Consider the following 16,612-nt stretch of genomic DNA (forward strand, 5'->3'; position numbering starts at 1 on the left):
CTGTGCGCGGCCCATAGCCGCAAACCGGAGGCGAGGTCAGGAAGACGTCAGTTTAGGCCGAATCGTCCGGTCTTTCCATCCGCCAGAGAGGGAAACGCAAGCGTGAAGAAAATACTCGTTCTGGGCGGCGCGCATATCGACAGACGCGGCATGATCGAGACTGAAACGGCACCGGGCGCCAGCAACCCCGGCTCGTGGATGGAAGAGGCGGGCGGCGGCGGTTTAAACGCCGCGCGCAATCTTTCCCGGCTCGGCTTTCAGGTCCGCATCATCGCGCCGCGCGGCGGCGACGTGACGGGCGAAGCGGTGGCGGAGGCCGCACGTCAGGCGGGCGTGGAAGACACGCCGTTCACCTTCCTCGACCGGCGCACGCCGAGCTACACAGCCATTCTGGAGCGCGATGGCAACCTCGTCATCGCGCTTGCCGATATGGATCTCTACAAACTCTTCACCCCGCGCCGCCTCAAGATACGCGCCGTGCGCGAGGCGATAACGACGAGCGATATCCTGCTTTGCGACGCCAACCTGCCCGAGGATACGCTGACGGCGCTTGGCCTCATCGCTCGCACCTGTGAGAAGCCGCTGGCGGCCATAGCCATTTCGCCGGCCAAGGCTGTGAAGCTGAAGGCGGCGCTCGGCGATATCGACATCCTCTTCATGAACGAAGCGGAAGCCCGCGCGCTGACCGGCGAGACGGCACAGAATGTCCGTGACTGGCCGGATATATTGCGCAAGGCCGGGCTTTCCGGCGGTGTCGTCACCCGCGGCGCAAGCGAAGTCGTGGCCTTCAACGGGACGGGAAAAGCAATCCTCCACCCACCCCTTATCCGCGAGGTGAAGGATGTCACCGGCGCCGGTGATGCCATGGCCTCCGGTTATCTCGCCGCCATTGCCGAGGGAGAAACAATCTCGGAGGCATTGAGACGGGGGGCCGCGGCAGCCGCCATTACCGTGCAGTCACCCTTCGCCACCTCGCAGGACCTATCAAAAGACAGTGTGGACGCCATGTTAGGGCTTGTTCCCCAGGCTGAAATGCTGGCATGAACCCGCTTTTAAAAACTGGAACAGATGAAATGACCCGCCCCATCTCCCCGCTCCTGCCCATCGTCTATTCTCAGGAAGTCGCCGCCGCCAAGCAGCGCGGCGCGCCGATCGTCGCGCTCGAATCGACCATCATCACCCACGGCATGCCTTACCCCGGCAATATCGAAATGGCGGAAAGCGTCGAACAGATCATCCGCGATCAGGGTGCGGTTCCGGCCACCATCGCCGTCATTCACGGCACCCTCCATATCGGCCTTGAGAAAGACCAGCTCGAGGCGCTGGCGAAGACCACCGACGCCATGAAGGTCTCGCGCGCCGATATCGCCTTTGCGATCGCCGAGCGCCGGACAGGCGCGACCACGGTTGCAGCGACCATGATCGCCGCCGCTCGCGCCGGCATTCGCGTTTTTGCCACCGGCGGCATCGGCGGCGTGCACAAGGGTGCTGAAGAGACCTTCGACATCTCCGCCGACCTGACCGAGCTTGCCAAGACCGGCGTGATCGTCGTGTGCGCTGGTGCCAAGGCTATCCTCGACATCCCGAAGACGCTTGAAGTCCTCGAAACCAACGGCGTGCCGGTCGTAACCTTCGGCTCGGAAGAATTCCCGGCTTTCTGGTCGCGCTCCTCCGGCCTGCCGAGCCCGCTCTCGCTCAACAGCCCCGCAGCCATTGCCAATTTCCAGGCGACCCGCGAACAGCTGGGTATCGATGGCGGAATGCTGGTGGCCAATCCCGTGCCGGAAGAGGATGAAATTCCGCGCGAGGAGATGGAAATCTACATCAACCGTGCCATATCCCACGCCGAACGCGACGAAGTGACCGGCAAGGAAGTTACCCCCTACCTGCTTGGCGACATCTTCCGCCTGACGGATGGCCGCAGCCTGGAAACCAATATCGCGCTGGTGCGCAACAATGCGCAGCTTGCTGCGGAAATCGCCGTGGCGTTGAGCTGAGGCCATTTCTGCCCTCTTCGTTCCGTTTGACAGCAGAGAGGCTTCGTCAAAATAAAGAAGAGTCGCGAGCTTTTGACTTCCCGGAAGTCGCAGGTCGCAAACTTCCCCTCCGTCATGCTCGGGCCTGTCCCGGGCATCTGCGACGCCTCGCCCGGTGAGACGTGATTGGATCCTCGGGACGAGCCCGAGGATGACGTCGAGTTGCAGGAAAGACCCGTCACGACAACAAAAAGGCCCGGAGAGCTTACGCCTTCCGGGCCCTTTTTTTCATCAGAACCCAATCAGTTCTGAGCGACCGGCTTCACCAGCGGCGTCACGCGGCGGATGGTGACGCGGCGGTTCTGCTGTTCCGGGCCGAGCGTCTGGACCTTCAGGTAGCGCTCGCCGTAGCCCTGCGTCGCGAGGTTTTCCGGCGGAATGCCGTAGACATCGGTCAGCACATTGGCGACGGAGGCGGCGCGCTCGTCGGACAGAACGAGGTTGCTTTCATCCGAACCGACGGCATCGGTATGACCTTCGATCAGGAAGGTTTCACCCGGATTTTTATCCAGCGCCTTGTTGATTGCATCCGCCACCTTGCGCAGCGAACGGGCTTGCGCCATCGGAATTTCGGCGCTGCCGGTGGCGAAGGTGATGGTATCGAGGTCGATACGGCGCACCTTGTCGCGGATACGGGCCGAGTATCGCACTTCATCCAGCGAATAGACCCGCTCCACCGGCTCGACCGGCGGCTGTTCCAGGAAGCGATAATAATCGCGGTCCGGATCGCTCGAGGTGTCGATGATGTAGTCCGTCACGGGAATGCGCAGGCGCATCGGCGGCAGGTCGAGGCCCGGATCGCGATAGACGTAGTCGCGGTCGGGATCTTCCATCAGTTCCGGCGCATAGAACAGCACATATTCGCGGCCGCGATCGTCGATGCGCGAGCGCTGGATCACGTCACCATAACGGTTGCGGATCGTCACCACCTGCGTTCCGTCACGGCGCTCCACGGTTTCGCGGACACGGCCGCCAGGCAGACGCTCGTAATAGGGCTCGCCACCATCGCGGATGAAGCGCTGGTTGTCGTCGCCGCGCACCACGACGCGGTCGCCGAATTGCAGGATGATCGGCGCATTGCGGTCGCGATCACGCGGGCGGCCTTCGCGTGGCTGCCATTCGCGCACGCCTTCCGGCCGCTCATATTGCGGGCGACGGTCGACACGCTCGCCCTGCTGCGAGGTGATGGCCTCCATCTTGACGGGCGGCGGCGGAGCCTTGCCTTCAGCCGCGCCGGCGCGCTGCGCCTCCGCGTCGGAGGTCGGAACCTTCACGTCACCCGCCTGTTCGCGTTCACGGCGGCGCTCCTCGCGGGTCTGGCGATTGCCGGAACGTTCCACTTCCTTGTCGCTGTCGAGAACGGCGGCGCCCTTATCGACCGGCAGAATGACGGTATCGGCGGTCTTGGACGGGTCCTTGGCGATTGCCTTGGCCTTGTCCAGCTCTTCCTTCGTCATCGGCGGCGCTTCCGTTTGTGGAATAGCGACCTGATTGGGAACGGCTTCTCCGGCCGGCGCCTGTCCGGTTGTCGCACCGCTTGGCGGCGGCGTCGGTGTGCCCGGCAGTGGGGCTGCGGGTTCACCCTTAACCGGTGGCTGCTCTGAAGGCTGCTGGCCGGGAGCGGGGTTGGGCTGTGCTTCGGGAGCAGGCGGGCGTGCGGGCGTGGGCGCCTCTGTCGGAACCGGTGCTTCTTTCGCAGCCGGCTCGGGCGCTGCGGGTTTCTTCTCGGGCACGGGTTTTTCGGCCGGTGCCGCTTTCTGCTCCGGTGCTTTTTCTTCTACCGGCTTCTTCTCGGGCGCGGGCTTGGCAGGCTGCTCGGAATTTTCAGGCCGCGCGGCAGGCTGCTGCTCGGCGGCCGGTTCCTTCGCTGGCTCCCTGCGCGGGCGCTCGGGTCGCTGCTCGCCATCTGCCGCCGGCTGTTCAGCGCGGGCGGGCTTGCGCGGGCGTTCCTGCGGCTGCTGTTCGGCAGGCGCTGCTTCCGGGGCTGCTTCGCGCTGGCGGGCCGGGCGCTGTTCGCCCTCGCCCTGCGGTTCCTTCGCGCGCTCAGGCGTGCGGGGACGCTCCTGCGGCTGCTCGGCAGGTGCCGGTTCGGGACGCGCCTCACGCTGCTGCGGTTCTGGAGGCGCCTCGCGCTTGGGCTCGGGGCGAGGTTCGGCCGGGGCCGCCTCGCGCTTTGGTTCCGGCTCGCGCTGGGGCTCCGGGGCGCGTTCCTCACGCTTGGGCTCGGCCTGGGGCTGCGCCTCCTCCGCCTGCTGACGCTTCTTCTTGAGTTCCTCTTCCGGGTTTTCCTGTGCCGGCTCCGCCTGCGCCAGAATGATCTGTCCGGGCGCTACCTGCGAGATCGGCGCCTGCGCGCGGGACGCACCGGCAAAGCCCGCCGCTGCTGGCTCGACCGCGATCGCGAGAGACATGAGCGGAAAAACCACCCCGGTCAGCAATGTGTTTTTCTTCTTCAGCATCAGTGCTTCCTCATCTGCCGTCATTTATGGGTCGCAAATTATGCGACGTCGTGGGCCCGGCTTGGCACGCAGGCGCTGTTCAACGCCTAACACACGCTCCGGTTCCCATGATGACCAGATGCTTCTGTACCGGAAATGAACAGATCAAGGCCTTTTCGTGGAAGCTCTGCGGCACAAACGCGATCACTAATATTGCAGTTGCATTTTTTGACCAACCGGATGAATAATCCCAATCGCGCTCAGGCGGCAGGCGGTACACCGCTGCGCCCGGCGCCCATGGCGTCCGCACTGAAAACAACAACAGACCGCGGATGAACGACCAAAAGAGAGGATCGAAATGCCTATTTCCACCCGTCTGCTCGCAGCCGTATCGATTGCCGCCATCTCGCTGTTTTCGGGCGCTGCGCTTGCGCAGGACAAGATCGTCATCGGCACGGAAGGCGCCTACCCGCCCTTCAACAATCTCGAAGCCGACGGCACACTGACCGGCTTCGACATCGACATCGCCAAGGCTCTGTGTGAGCAAATGAAGGCCGAGTGCACCTTCGTCACCAATGACTGGGACGGCATCATTCCCGCCCTTCAGGCCAAGAAGTTCGACGCCATCATCGCGTCCATGTCGATCACGCCCGAGCGTCTCGAGAAGGTCGACTTCTCCAAGAAATATTACAACACCCCGCCGGCCATCGCCGTGCCGAAGGATTCTCCGATCAAGTCCGTCGATGATCTGAAGGGCAAGGCGCTCGGCGCGCAGGGTTCCACCACCCACTCCAACTATGCAGAAAAGCATTTCCCGGATGCCGACGTGAAGATGTATCCGACCGCCGACGAATATAAGCTCGACATCGCCAATGGCCGTATCGACGCCGTCATCGACGATATCGTCGTGCTGTCGGAATGGCTGAAGACGGATGCGGGCGCCTGCTGCAAAATCCTGACGCCGCTTCCGGTCGATGTCGAGATCAACGGCAATGGTGCGGGCGTCGCCGTCCGCAAGGGTGACACGGCGCTCGCCGACAAGTTCACCGCCGCCATCGCCGCCATTCGTGCCAGCGGCAAGTATCAGGAGATCAACAAAAAATACTTCGATTTCGACGTTTACGGCGAGTAAGCCCGTCCGGCCTGTTGAAATCTCGTGGCGGAAGGGTTGCCCTTCCGCCATTTTTGTTTGAAAACGTCACAATAACAATCACGGCGGCTTAAGACCGCAGGGGAAAATTGGCATGAGCGGAGCATTTTCCGCCATAGGTGCGTTCTGGACCTATGTCTCAACACTTCTCGATCCCTTTTGCGGGCCGGTCGGTCTCTTCTCGCTTTTCGGAAACGGCACTCTAGTCGCCTGCGGCGATGCGGGCTGGGGCGATGAAATCGCCTTCGGCGTCAAGGTCACCATCTCGCTGGCGCTTGCCACCCTGCCCGTGGGGCTGCTGATCGGTTTTCTCATCGCGCTCGCCGCACAATCGGAAGAAAAATCGCTGCGGCTGGCGACCGGCATCTACACCACCATCTTCCGCGGCCTGCCGGAACTGCTGACGCTCTTCATCGTCTATTACGGCATCCAGATGCTGCTGCAATCGGCGGCCGGTTATGTCGGCTTCACCGGTCCGATCGAGATCAACGCCTTCGTGGCCGGCATGGTGGCGCTCTCGGTGGTGTTTTCGTCCTATGCGTCTGAAGTGCTGCTCTCCGCCTTCAAGGCCATACCGAAGGGACAATATGAGGCGGGTGCGGCGCTGGGGCTTTCGCGGGGCCGCACAATGGTGCTCATCATCATTCCGCAACTTGTCCGCATCGCCCTGCCCGGCATGACCAATCTCTGGGTCATCCTGCTCAAAGACACGTCCTACGTGTCGATCATCGGCCTTGCCGATATCGTTCGCCAGACGGGCATCGCCGCCCGCGTCAGCAAGGAAGCCTTCTTCTTCTACAGCATCGCCTGCCTGCTCTACCTCATCCTCGCGCTGCTATCCTCCATTGGCATAGGCTTCATCGATCGCTGGTCGCGCAAGTCGGAGGCGAGCAGATGAGCCATATTCAGGAACTCATCCCGCCCCGCCCCGCCCCGGCCGTCGCGGACAAGCCGCTCAATATTTCGCGCATCGTCGGCGTCGCCGTCATCACGCTCTGGCTGTTGCTCGCCGCCGCGCTGATCTTCGCCATGATCGAGGGCTGGGACTGGGACAAATTCCAGCGCTACGGACCGCGCTATATCGACGGTCTCATCACCACCATCACCCTCGTCGGCAGCTCGATCATTCTCGGCGCCATTCTTTCCGTGCCGATCGCCTTCGGCCGCATGTCGGAAAACCGCATCGTCGGCGCACTGGCCTATGCCTATGTCTATGTCTTCCGCAGCACGCCGCTACTGGCGCAGCTTTTCCTGATCTATTACGGCCTCGGCAGTTTCCGCCAGGGGCTGGAAACCGTCGGCCTGTGGTGGTTCTTCCGGGAGGCCTGGTATTGCGGCCTGTTGTCGCTCACACTCAATACCGCCGCCTATCAGGCGGAAATCCTGCGCGGCGCGATCTGCAGCGTACCGCGCGGCCAGCATGAGGGCGCCGCCTCGCTCGGCCTGTCGAAACTCGTCACTTTCCGCAAGATCATCCTGCCGCAGGCGCTCATCGTGGCGCTGCGTCCCTATGGCAACGAGATCATCCTGATGATCAAGGGTTCGGCCGTGGTCTCGATCGTCACGGTCTTCGACCTGATGGGCCAGACCCGTTACGCCTTCTCCCGCACCTTCGACTATCAGGCCTACCTCTGGGCCGCGATCTTCTACCTGGCGATCGTCGAAACGCTGCGGCATGTCTGGGCATGGCTGGAAGCACGCCTGACCCGTCACCTCAAGCGCTAGCCGCAAAGTTGGCAGCACTCATCAGGAGAGGCTGCCAACACTCTGAAAAATATAACAAATTTGTGACGTATCCATGTCTTTGGCAAGCTTGGGTTAACCATGACGTGTTCCCATATTCGATACAGCGACAACGCTGTGATCGGCAATCATGGAAACGGGAACCGCCGTCATGAACAAGGACATGGAAATGATGCTGAGGGGCTACGGCCTCACCACCGCCCAGATATTTTATCGCCTGCCGGATCATCCGCTGGTTCTCCAGACCTATGTCTGGCAGGACTATGATCTTGCCCCAGATTTCCCCGAAATGCATGGCTTCCTCCAATTCTGGAAGGAAAAGCTCGACGGACCGCTGCACTCCGTCCGCTACGTGCACCGGCAGGTAATCTCGGCGCAGGAATGGCGCGCGCTCAAAGGGGAGTTCATCATCCACTGAGCCGTCGCACCACATAAACATTGCGCCCGTCCCCGATGCGGCTTACAGCAAACCTCAACTGAAGATGCTGACGGATAAGGCACGATGACGAAGAACCAGAAAATCGACGAAGAGGCGCTTGCCGAGGCCTATAACCGTGCGCTCGCGCTTGAAAAAGCCGGCGATGTGGACGCGGCGGTCAAGGCCTATGAAGAGGTTCTGGCCATCGATCCGGACGATCACGGCGGCGCGGCCGTGCGCATCGCCGCCATGGGCCGGGGCGAAACCCCGCCGAAAGCGCCTGACGCCTATGTCGAAACCCTGTTCGACCAGCACGCCGAAGCTTTCGAGGACATTCTTGTCGAGCAGCTCGGTTACGCCGTGCCGATGATGGTGCGCCAGCGGCTGCAGACGCTGAACCTCGGTCCCTTCAAGCGCCTGCTCGATCTCGGCTGCGGCACCGGCCTCACCGGCGAAGCGTTGCGCGATATGGCAGACGACATCACCGGCATCGATATTTCCGAAAACATGGTCGAAATCGCCCACGAGAAAGACCTCTACGAGACGCTCTACGTCGCCGAAGCCGAGGATTTTCTTGAAGACAATGACGACGAACCTTTCGACATCATCACTGCCACCGATGTGCTGCCCTATCTCGGCGCGCTGGAGCCACTGTTTTTCGGCGCCGCCGAAAACCTCAACGCCGGTGGCCTGCTGATCTTCTCGTCGGAAACCCTGCCCGAAGATACCCTGGCCGGACGTCCCTATATGGTCGGCCCGCACCAGCGTTTCGCCCATGCGGAAACCTATGTTCGGGAAAGACTGGCCGCGACCGGTTTCGAGGTCGTTGAAGTGACCGACATCAACGTGCGCATGCAGGACGGCAATCCGACGCCCGGCCATCTGATTATCGCCAAGCTCAAAGGCTGAGGCAGCGTCGCGGCATCTTTCTTCTCTCCGCCGGGGAGAAGAAACAAGCGGCGGACGCTTGTTTCAACGCCACGTCTGCTTCTTTGCTGAATCAATATCTCATCAAGACCACCCAGCGGCTTGAAGAGATTCGATTTTCCGTCACCGAAACCCGCAAAACAAAAAATGCCCTCCCCGACTACCGGAAAGGGCATTGCTCCAAAACCGGATTGGCGGCGGATCACTCCTCGCCGGATTTTGGATTGTCCAGCAGCATGTAATCGAGCGGCAGCTCGGTCGTATATTTGATCTGCTCCATCGCGAAGGCGGAGGAGACATCGCGAATTTCGATCTTGGCGATCATGCGCTTATAGAAGGCGTCATAGGCCGCAATATCGGGCACTACCACGCGCAGCAGATAATCGACATCGCCGCTCATGCGGTAAAATTCGACGACTTCCGGAAACTCGGAAACCACCTCGGAGAAACGCTTCAGCCACTCAATGGAATGGGAGGCTGTGCGGATGGAAACAAATACCGTGACCTTGGTGTTGACCTTGACCGGATCGAGCAAGGCCACGCGCCGGCGGATGACGCCGTCTTCCTCCATCTTCTGGATACGCCGCCAACAGGGCGTCGTGGAAAGACCGACCTTTTTCGCCAGATCGGCAACGGCCAGCGTGGAATCCTCTTGCAGAATGCGCAAAATCTTACGGTCAAGGCGATCCAATGCGTCTATCCTCCTGAATTAATTTCCTTTCAATACACTAATTTTCGCAAAAAAACAGAAAATTGTTTCACTAAAGCCGCATTTCCACATATTGCCGCAGAACTGGCAGCAGTTCCGACGTGAACCACGGGTTCTTCTTCAGCCAGCCGGTATTGCGCCAGCTTGGATGCGGCAAGGGAAGAATTCCGGGACCGGAATTCGCGTGGAGATAGCTGCGCCAGTCCTGCACCGTTTCCGTCATGGTCTTGCGCCGCCTTTCCCCCAGGTGAAACGCCTGCGCATATTGGCCGACAGCGAGGATCAGCTCCACCTGCGGCATCGCCGCCATTACCCGCTCACGCCATTGCGGCGCACATTCGCGCCGGGGCGGCAGGTCGCTGCCCTTCTCGTCATAACCGGGAAAACAAAAGCCCATGGGCACGATGGCGAAACGATCCGGATCGTAGAACGTCTGCCGATCGACGTTCAGCCACAGGCGCAGCCTGTCGCCCGAGGCGTCGTTGAACGGCAGCCCTGTTTCATGTACGCGAAGCCCCGGCGCCTGCCCTGCAATCAGGATGCGCGCCTTGGTCGACATGACGACCACCGGCCTGGGTTCGTGCGGCAGGCGATCGGCCATTCCCTTGAGCGGCTTGTCGCGACAGAGCCGACAGCGCGCGATTTCGCCGCGTAATCCGTCCAGCCCGTCATCACGCACCGGCGCCAGCTCAACCATGATCCCACCCCAGAAGATGACGGACAATTGTGAGAAAACCCCAAGGCGGCGTTTCCAGATCCGCGCCGCGATGCTCCCGTCGCCATTGCGACGGTTTTTCGAATTCTCCCGCCCAGATTCCGCGTTCCCGCCTGCGCGCCGCCGCCTGCTCGCTGGAGAACTGGAAATAACCGGATGCGACGGCAAAACCCGCCGACACCATTTCCGACGAGACATCCCTGCCGCCGGCGGAACAATAAACCAGCCGCCGCCCGTAACTGTCCCTGGAACTGCCGGAACAGGAAAAGTCGGCCACCCCGGCCAGCCTTTGCAGGACACGACGCGCCTCCTCGCCGCACGGCCAGCTTTCGCTGCCACGCAGGCATGTCTGCGCAAGCTCGGGCGCATCGATGCCAAGCAGCCGGAAACGTTCCTCACCCATCGAGAGCGTATCGCCGTCGATCACGAAGAAGCGGCCGTTATAGGTCTCGCTGTTGATCTGGTCGAGCTTGGCGGCAATCAGAATGCCGAGAAAAACCGTGGCGACAAAAAGTCCGCCATCGCGAAATGCAGAAAAACGCCTGCTCTTGCCTCCATTTCGTCTCATGTAACAACAAACCCTTGTCAGAAATGGCAAACAAATCCTTTCCCAGCAGCATCTTCTTAAGATTTTGCGCGTAGTCTGCAAGGGTTCATGTCACCCTGCGTTGTAACAATGAGTAAAAGCGTCAGCACGTCCACCGACAAGATCATCGTCGACCGGTCGAAAAAACACCGCAACAAGGCGGTTTTCGACACGGTGAAGACGACGCGTGAACGCCTGCAACAAGGGGCCGGCGCAAGCGACGCCTATGAACGCGAAATGCTGACCATGCACATCGCCGAAACCCTGCAGGGCGCGATGATCATGCCGCTTTTCATCGTGCTCGCCTCCATCATCGGCCTTTACATCACCCGCGACATCAGTCTGATCATCTGGTCGTTGATGGCGCTGAGCTTCCACGCTTTCTCTCTACTCTTGGCCAAGCGTGCGGCAAAACAGGAAATCACGGCCGACAATCTTAAGCGCTGGAAAAGCCTCTTCCTCGGCATGCAGATCCTCATCGGCTGCGCCTGGGCGATGTTTGCGCTGACCGAACCGGTTCGCAACGACCCGACGCTCGTCCTTTTCTTCAAGGGCTCGACGCTGCTGATCGCGCTTTCGCTCACCGCCATGGCCAATTTCATGCTGCGGCGGGCGACCTTCATGACCTTTTTGCCGGTGCTTGCGGCTCTCTGCATGACTTCGGCAATCTCGCGCAATCCTTTCGATGTCGGTCTCGCGCTGATGTTCGGCATGGCCATCCTCTTCTGTCATCGCATCACCAGCCGGCTTTACCAGACCAGCATCAAGCTCCTGTCGTCTCAGACGGAGAAAGACGACCTGATCGCCGAACTCGAAGTCGCCAATTCGATGTCCGACGAGGCGCGACGACGTGCGGAAGAAGCCAATCTGGCGAAATCGCGCTTTCTCGCCTCCATGTCGCATGAGCTCAGAACCCCGCTCAACGCCATTCTCGGCTTCTCCGAGGTCATGTCTTCAGAGGTGCTCGGTCCGCTCAACAATCCGCTCTACAAGGAATATTCCGGCGATATCCACCGCTCCGGCCAGCATCTGCTCGACCTCATCAACGAAATCCTCGACCTGTCGCGCATAGAGGCCGGCCGTTACGATCTCAACGAAGAGTCCATCTCCATGCTGGAAATCGCCGAGGACTGCATCGGCATGATCCAGCTGCGCGCCCGCGCCAAGAATATCCGGATTTCCCAGCAGTTCGAAAGCAGCCTGCCGCAGGTCTGGGCCGACGAGAAATCCATCCGTCAGGTCATTCTCAACCTGCTCTCCAATGCGGTGAAATTCACCCCGCAGGGCGGCGAGATTCTGGTGAAGGCCGGCTGGACGGCGGGCGGCGGGCAATATGTTTCGATCAGGGATAACGGCCCCGGCATTCCCGAAGATGAAATTCCGGTGGTGCTGTCCGCCTTCGGTCAAGGATCGATTGCGATCAAGAGCGCGGAACAGGGAACCGGCCTTGGCCTGCCCATCGTCCAGGCCATCCTCGCCAAGCATGATGGCCAGTTCATCCTGAAATCGAAGTTGCGCGAAGGCACCGAAGGGATCGCCATCCTGCCGGCAAAACGTGTGTTGCAGAGCCTGCCGGCCGTGGAAGAAACCCACGCCATCCAGCCGCGCCGCCGGTCCTTCGCATAAGGCTGAAGAGACCTTAGAAGAACAGCGTCGTCACCAGCGAATACAGCACGAAAAATCCGTTCGCCATCAACAGGCAGAAGACGGCAAAGGAGCCAAGGTCCTTGGCATGCCGTCCAACGGAGGAGATTTCCGGCGAAATGCGGTCCACCAGCTCCTCGATCGCCGTATTCAACGCCTCCACCGAAAACAGCAGCAGCATCAGCACCGTGAAAACAAGAAGATGCGCAAAGGGTGAGCCGACCGCAAGAAGCAGGGCAAGCCCGACGCCGAAGGCGAGAACCTCATGGCGAAACGCTGCCTCCTGCCACAGACGGCCAAGCCCCTGCACGGAATAACGCGCGGCGGCAAAAAGATGCCGCCAGCCTTTTTCCTTGCGAAAGACGGGTTCCGGTTTCGGGCTTTGCGGCGTCGCGTCCATCTTCGGCCTCAGTGGTCGGTGCGGGAGCTGATACGGGTGTCCACACCCGCCGCTTCGAACGTCGCCATGCCGGAATGGCAGGCGGCGGCGGCCTTGACGATACCGGCGGCAAGCGCTGCCCCCGTGCCTTCACCGAGACGCATACCAAGCGCCAGGAGCGGCGTCTTGCCGAGCTTTTCGACGGCGGCCAGATGGCCGGGCTCGCCCGAGACATGGCCGATCAGGCAATGGTCGAGCGCCGAAGAATTGGCCGCCTTCAGGAGAGCGGCAGCGGCCGTCGCCACATAACCGTCGATCAGCACGGGAATGCGCTGCACGCGGGCGGCAAGGATCGCGCCGGCAATCGCCGCAATCTCACGCCCGCCGAGGCGGCGCATGATTTCGAGCGGATCGGACAGATGGTCCTTGTGGAACTCCACCGCTGCCTTCACCGCCGCGATCTTGCGGGCCATGACTTCGCCTTCCGAGCCGGTGCCGGGGCCGGTCCATTCTTCCGCCGTGCCGCCGTAGAGCGCCAGATTGATGGCGGCGGCAATCGTCGTGTTGCCGATACCCATTTCGCCGACGCAGAGAAGATCGGTGCCGCCGGCAATCGCCTCCATGCCAAAGGCCATGGTGGCGGCACAGTCGCGCTCCGAAAGCGCCGGCTCGCAGGTAATGTCGCCGGTCGGATAATCCAGCGCCAGATCGAAAATCTTCAGGCCAAGATCGTTTGCAACGCAGATCTGGTTGATTGCCGCACCGCCTGCCGCAAAATTCTCCACCATCTGCTGGGTGACGGATGTCGGATAGGGCGTAACGCCGTGCCGGGTCACGCCATGATTGCCGGCGAAAATCGCCACCAGCGGACGGGTGACGGCTGGCGAACGGCCGGACCATGCCGCGAGCCACATGGCGATTTCTTCCAGACGTCCGAGCGAACCGGCAGGCTTGGTCAGCTGCGCATTGCGCTCCTTGGCCGCCACAAGCGCATGGGTATCCGGGCCGGGAAGCTCGCGCAGCAGCGCGCGAAAATCGTCGAAGGGCAATCCGCTCATGCTCATGATATCTGTCTCTCTCATCGCCGGGTTGGCTTTCGCATCGGCTCATGCGTCCGGAACTTGTGTTTTCCGGCAAATCGGTCTTTGTTGCGCCTCTCATAATCGCGGATGCGCCGCGGAACAACCGGAAATGCAGCGCGACTGCAACGGAGAGAGCATGAAGGCCGGGGATTTTATAACAGATGTCATGCATTCCGTTGCCTTTCTCAGCCGCCTGCCGGTTCCCTCGCGGTTTTTCGACAATGCCGACGGCGTGTCGATGCGCCGCACCGCCCGCGCCTTTCCCGCCGCCGGCCTGCTGATCGCCCTGCCCGCCGCTTTCCTGGTGGTGGTTTTCGCCGGTTTCGACGCGTCACCGCAGCTCACGGGCTGGCTTGCCATCGGCCTGACAGCGCTCATCACAGGCGCATTGCATGAGGACGGGCTGGCCGACACGGCTGACGGTTTCGGCAGCGGCAAGGACAAGGCCCGCACACTTGAGATCATGAAAGACAGCCGCATTGGCAGCTATGGCACCATCGCCATGGTCCTGTCCTTCGCGCTGCGCGCCACGGCACTCGCATCGCTGGTCGAGACCCTGCCGGGAAAAACCGCCGCCGCCTGCCTGATTGCCGCACTCGTCCTCAGCCGCGCCCCGATGGTGTGGCACTGGCAGTCCCTGCCCGCTGCCAAAACCTCCGGCATCGCCGTCGGTGCCGGCCAGCCGGGAACAAACGAGCGCAACATTGCGCTTGTGATCGGGCTGCTGCTTTTCACACTCTTCACGCTGCACGCCCTGCCTCTTCTGTCGATTGCCCTTGTGCTGGCGGCAGCCTTTCTGGCGGCGGCGTTTTTCGGCAGGCTCTGCGACAGCAAGATCGGCGGCCATACCGGCGACACCATCGGCGCCTGCCAGCAGATCACGGAGATCGTGATTCTCGTCGCCCTTGCCCTTGCAGCGTGACGGCCTGATATAAATCATCATGGAAACACCCTGCATTCATATCTGCCGCCTCGATGAAACCGTGAGCCTCTGCATCGGCTGCGGCCGTACGCTGGATGAAATCGGCGGCTGGGCGGGATATAGCGATGAGAAGAGGCGCGAAATCATGGCGTTGCTGCCGCAAAGACTGGCAAACCTGCCCAAGACCGCCAAGGAGACACATACCGCATGAACAGGCTGACCATCGTTCTCATTCTGCTGGCCGTCGGCCTTGGCCTGCTTCTCATCAATCACGACGGCGGCCGGACACTCGGCATCGACAATGATCAATTCGCCCACGTGCTTTATCTTCTGCCGATTGCCGGCCTGTTATCCGCCGGCATTCTGGCGGGAAGACGCGGCAGCCTCAGTACCGTCATCCGCCAGCTCGCTGTCTGGCTCGTCATCATTCTCGGCCTCGTCTCGCTCTATCTCTATCGCTACGATCTGCAATCCTTCGGCGACCGGCTGCTCGGCGGCCTGATGCCCGGTCGTGCCGTGGTGGTGACGACATCAGGCGGTGAACAGGAGATCGTGCTGCATAAATCGATGAGCGGCCATTTCGAGGCGAATGTCACCGTCGAGGGCAAGACGATCCATATGCTGGTCGATACCGGCGCAAGCTCGGTGGTCCTCGCCAATGCGGATGCGGCAGCAATCGGCATCGACACCACAAACCTCCGCTATACCGTACCTGTCATGACCGCGAATGGCCGCACGGCGGCTGCCCCCGTTACGCTCTCCGAAATCGGCATAGGCCCCATAGCCAGACGCAACATCCCCGCCCTCGTCGCGCAGGATGGCCAATTGGGCCAGAGCCTGCTCGGCATGAGCTTCCTGTCGACGCTCGGCTCACTGCAGATGCAGACCGATGAATTGCGTTTGCGGGATCGGTAAGCTTCTCTCGGAGAAGGCTCTTATCTTGCGATCAAACGCTTTCATCACAATATATGTGAAGTAACGAGGAAAAGGTTGGCCGACACTGACCCGCTGAAACCGGCGGCTTACTCGCAAATTTTGTCACTTCGGCAAATTATTGACATGCCACACTGATCATGAGACAAGATTACATATTCAACGCGGGAGTTCTCAACATGATCGGTCCAGATCCTATCCTACTTTGATCTAAGCGTGCTTCCACTGTAAGAAGCGAAGCGTCGAACTATGGTTTCGGCGCTTTTTGTTTTTTTGAGATGCCCGGCGAACGGATTTTTCGCTTTAGTTTGTATCCCCTGTATTTTCCTTCCATCGTCTGCAAAAGATTCTCGCCGGTTTTCTTTGCCTCTTCCGCGTGTTCGTAGAGGCTGCGAATGGCACTTTCTCGACCTTCGAGTGAAATATTGGTGAAACTCTTCCGGTATATTCCATCTATCTTGGCGCGAATTTTATCCAGAACACCATAGAAATAGACGACATCGCCAATATACTCTCTTCCAGTGGCCGATATTGAATCGATATTCTTCAGATAGAAATGGGTGTGTCGTGCATCTGTAATGTGCGGAACGAAATCTTTGTTTTCCATGATACGCTCCCTGAAAGTCACATAGGAAATAGGCGCGGCAAGGAAGATCGCCATATCGGCTGTATTAAAGTCGAGCTCAGCATAGAGAGACCTAATAAATTTCTCTTTTTCTCGGAACTTTTTCCAGAATCCTACCCCCACCGCTACAAACTGTCCAAGTATCCACAGTGTAAAAGCAGTGGACGCCGCGACCACCGCGGCGAGCAATTGCGGACTTTCAGATATTTGCTGCGTTGCTGACATGCAACAATCCTTTTAAATATAAATTATATTTACTTTTAATAAACGAAATATAAAAATCACAAACATCAAAATTAACAATA

18 protein-coding genes are annotated in these 16,612 nt (G+C 60.3%); 11 read left to right on the plus strand and 7 right to left on the minus strand.

What is annotated here, in order from left to right:
* Positions 1 to 102: 102 nt before the first annotated feature.
* Complete coding sequence (locus O9X91_RS03650; protein ID WP_269834035.1) at positions 103 to 1,044, plus strand: carbohydrate kinase family protein; 942 nt, start codon at positions 103 to 105, stop codon at positions 1,042 to 1,044.
* Between the two features lie 29 nt (positions 1,045 to 1,073).
* Positions 1,074 to 1,997: a pseudouridine-5'-phosphate glycosidase gene (locus O9X91_RS03655; RefSeq protein WP_077983800.1), complete on the plus strand. Its 924-nt coding sequence runs from the start codon at positions 1,074 to 1,076 to the stop codon at positions 1,995 to 1,997.
* A gap of 281 nt (positions 1,998 to 2,278) precedes the next feature.
* On the opposite strand, the gene O9X91_RS03660 is transcribed toward O9X91_RS03655, so the two are convergent.
* Positions 2,279 to 4,495 (minus strand): OmpA family protein, encoded by a 2,217-nt coding sequence (locus tag O9X91_RS03660; RefSeq protein ID WP_137410617.1) that lies wholly within the window; start codon positions 4,493 to 4,495, stop codon positions 2,279 to 2,281.
* A 337-nt stretch (positions 4,496 to 4,832) separates the two neighbouring features.
* On the opposite strand from O9X91_RS03660, the gene O9X91_RS03665 reads away from it, so the two are divergent.
* The 5 genes from O9X91_RS03665 to O9X91_RS03685 all read left to right on the plus strand — a co-directional run bounded on the left by O9X91_RS03665 (position 4,833) and on the right by O9X91_RS03685 (position 8,694).
* Positions 4,833 to 5,606 (plus strand): ABC transporter substrate-binding protein, encoded by a 774-nt coding sequence (locus tag O9X91_RS03665; protein ID WP_077983801.1) that lies wholly within the window; start codon positions 4,833 to 4,835, stop codon positions 5,604 to 5,606.
* Between the two features lie 112 nt (positions 5,607 to 5,718).
* Positions 5,719 to 6,522, plus strand: coding sequence for an ABC transporter permease (locus tag O9X91_RS03670; RefSeq protein ID WP_077983802.1), 804 nt, complete (start codon positions 5,719 to 5,721; stop codon positions 6,520 to 6,522).
* The gene (locus O9X91_RS03675; protein WP_269834036.1) at positions 6,519 to 7,349 is read left to right on the plus strand and encodes an ABC transporter permease; all 831 of its coding nucleotides are present in this window, start codon (positions 6,519 to 6,521) and stop codon (positions 7,347 to 7,349) included. Before O9X91_RS03670 ends, O9X91_RS03675 begins: the two co-directional genes overlap by 4 nt.
* Positions 7,350 to 7,518: 169 nt before the next feature.
* Entirely contained in the window at positions 7,519 to 7,785 is a 267-nt protein-coding gene (locus O9X91_RS03680) for an usg protein (protein ID WP_077983841.1), read from the plus strand.
* Positions 7,786 to 7,869: 84 nt separating this feature from the next.
* Entirely contained in the window at positions 7,870 to 8,694 is an 825-nt protein-coding gene (locus tag O9X91_RS03685) for a class I SAM-dependent methyltransferase (RefSeq protein ID WP_077983804.1), read from the plus strand.
* Positions 8,695 to 8,914: 220 nt separating this feature from the next.
* Here O9X91_RS03685 and O9X91_RS03690 read toward each other — a convergent pair whose 3' ends face one another.
* The 3 genes from O9X91_RS03690 to O9X91_RS03700 all read right to left on the minus strand — a co-directional run bounded on the left by O9X91_RS03690 (position 8,915) and on the right by O9X91_RS03700 (position 10,704).
* Complete coding sequence (locus O9X91_RS03690) at positions 8,915 to 9,403, minus strand: Lrp/AsnC family transcriptional regulator (protein ID WP_003507846.1); 489 nt, start codon at positions 9,401 to 9,403, stop codon at positions 8,915 to 8,917.
* A gap of 70 nt (positions 9,404 to 9,473) precedes the next feature.
* Positions 9,474 to 10,118: a uracil-DNA glycosylase family protein gene (locus O9X91_RS03695; RefSeq protein ID WP_162520293.1), complete on the minus strand. Its 645-nt coding sequence runs from the start codon at positions 10,116 to 10,118 to the stop codon at positions 9,474 to 9,476.
* On the minus strand, positions 10,111 to 10,704 hold the full coding sequence (locus O9X91_RS03700; protein ID WP_142911478.1) for a thermonuclease family protein: 594 nt from the start codon (positions 10,702 to 10,704) through the stop codon (positions 10,111 to 10,113). The genes O9X91_RS03695 and O9X91_RS03700 overlap by 8 nt, the downstream gene beginning before the upstream one ends.
* 108 nt (positions 10,705 to 10,812) lie before the next feature.
* On the opposite strand from O9X91_RS03700, the gene pdhS2 reads away from it, so the two are divergent.
* Positions 10,813 to 12,348, plus strand: coding sequence for a two-component system sensor histidine kinase PdhS2 (gene pdhS2 / locus O9X91_RS03705; protein WP_077983806.1), 1,536 nt, complete (start codon positions 10,813 to 10,815; stop codon positions 12,346 to 12,348).
* Positions 12,349 to 12,361: 13 nt separating this feature from the next.
* On the opposite strand, the gene O9X91_RS03710 is transcribed toward pdhS2, so the two are convergent.
* Positions 12,362 to 12,766, minus strand: a complete 405-nt coding sequence (locus O9X91_RS03710; RefSeq protein ID WP_080790424.1) for a diacylglycerol kinase — start codon at positions 12,764 to 12,766, stop codon at positions 12,362 to 12,364.
* An 8-nt stretch (positions 12,767 to 12,774) separates the two neighbouring features.
* Complete coding sequence (cobT, locus tag O9X91_RS03715) at positions 12,775 to 13,809, minus strand: nicotinate-nucleotide--dimethylbenzimidazole phosphoribosyltransferase (protein WP_137410621.1); 1,035 nt, start codon at positions 13,807 to 13,809, stop codon at positions 12,775 to 12,777.
* 154 nt (positions 13,810 to 13,963) lie between these two features.
* Here cobT and O9X91_RS03720 point away from each other — a divergent pair, with 154 nt between their 5' ends.
* Genes O9X91_RS03720 through O9X91_RS03730 form a run of 3 tightly spaced genes read left to right on the plus strand, consistent with a single transcriptional unit; the run spans position 13,964 to position 15,664 of the window.
* Positions 13,964 to 14,749 (plus strand): adenosylcobinamide-GDP ribazoletransferase, encoded by a 786-nt coding sequence (locus O9X91_RS03720; protein WP_142911479.1) that lies wholly within the window; start codon positions 13,964 to 13,966, stop codon positions 14,747 to 14,749.
* 19 nt (positions 14,750 to 14,768) lie between these two features.
* Positions 14,769 to 14,960, plus strand: coding sequence for a DUF1289 domain-containing protein (locus tag O9X91_RS03725; protein WP_137410623.1), 192 nt, complete (start codon positions 14,769 to 14,771; stop codon positions 14,958 to 14,960).
* Positions 14,957 to 15,664: a TIGR02281 family clan AA aspartic protease gene (locus O9X91_RS03730; RefSeq protein ID WP_142911480.1), complete on the plus strand. Its 708-nt coding sequence runs from the start codon at positions 14,957 to 14,959 to the stop codon at positions 15,662 to 15,664. The genes O9X91_RS03725 and O9X91_RS03730 overlap by 4 nt, the downstream gene beginning before the upstream one ends.
* 265 nt (positions 15,665 to 15,929) lie before the next feature.
* On the opposite strand, the gene O9X91_RS03735 is transcribed toward O9X91_RS03730, so the two are convergent.
* The gene (locus tag O9X91_RS03735; protein WP_142911481.1) at positions 15,930 to 16,532 is read right to left on the minus strand and encodes a hypothetical protein; all 603 of its coding nucleotides are present in this window, start codon (positions 16,530 to 16,532) and stop codon (positions 15,930 to 15,932) included.
* Positions 16,533 to 16,612 lie beyond the last annotated feature (80 nt).

The sequence above is a fragment of the Agrobacterium salinitolerans genome, from assembly GCF_027498475.1.
Taxonomy (GTDB): domain Bacteria; phylum Pseudomonadota; class Alphaproteobacteria; order Rhizobiales; family Rhizobiaceae; genus Agrobacterium; species Agrobacterium salinitolerans.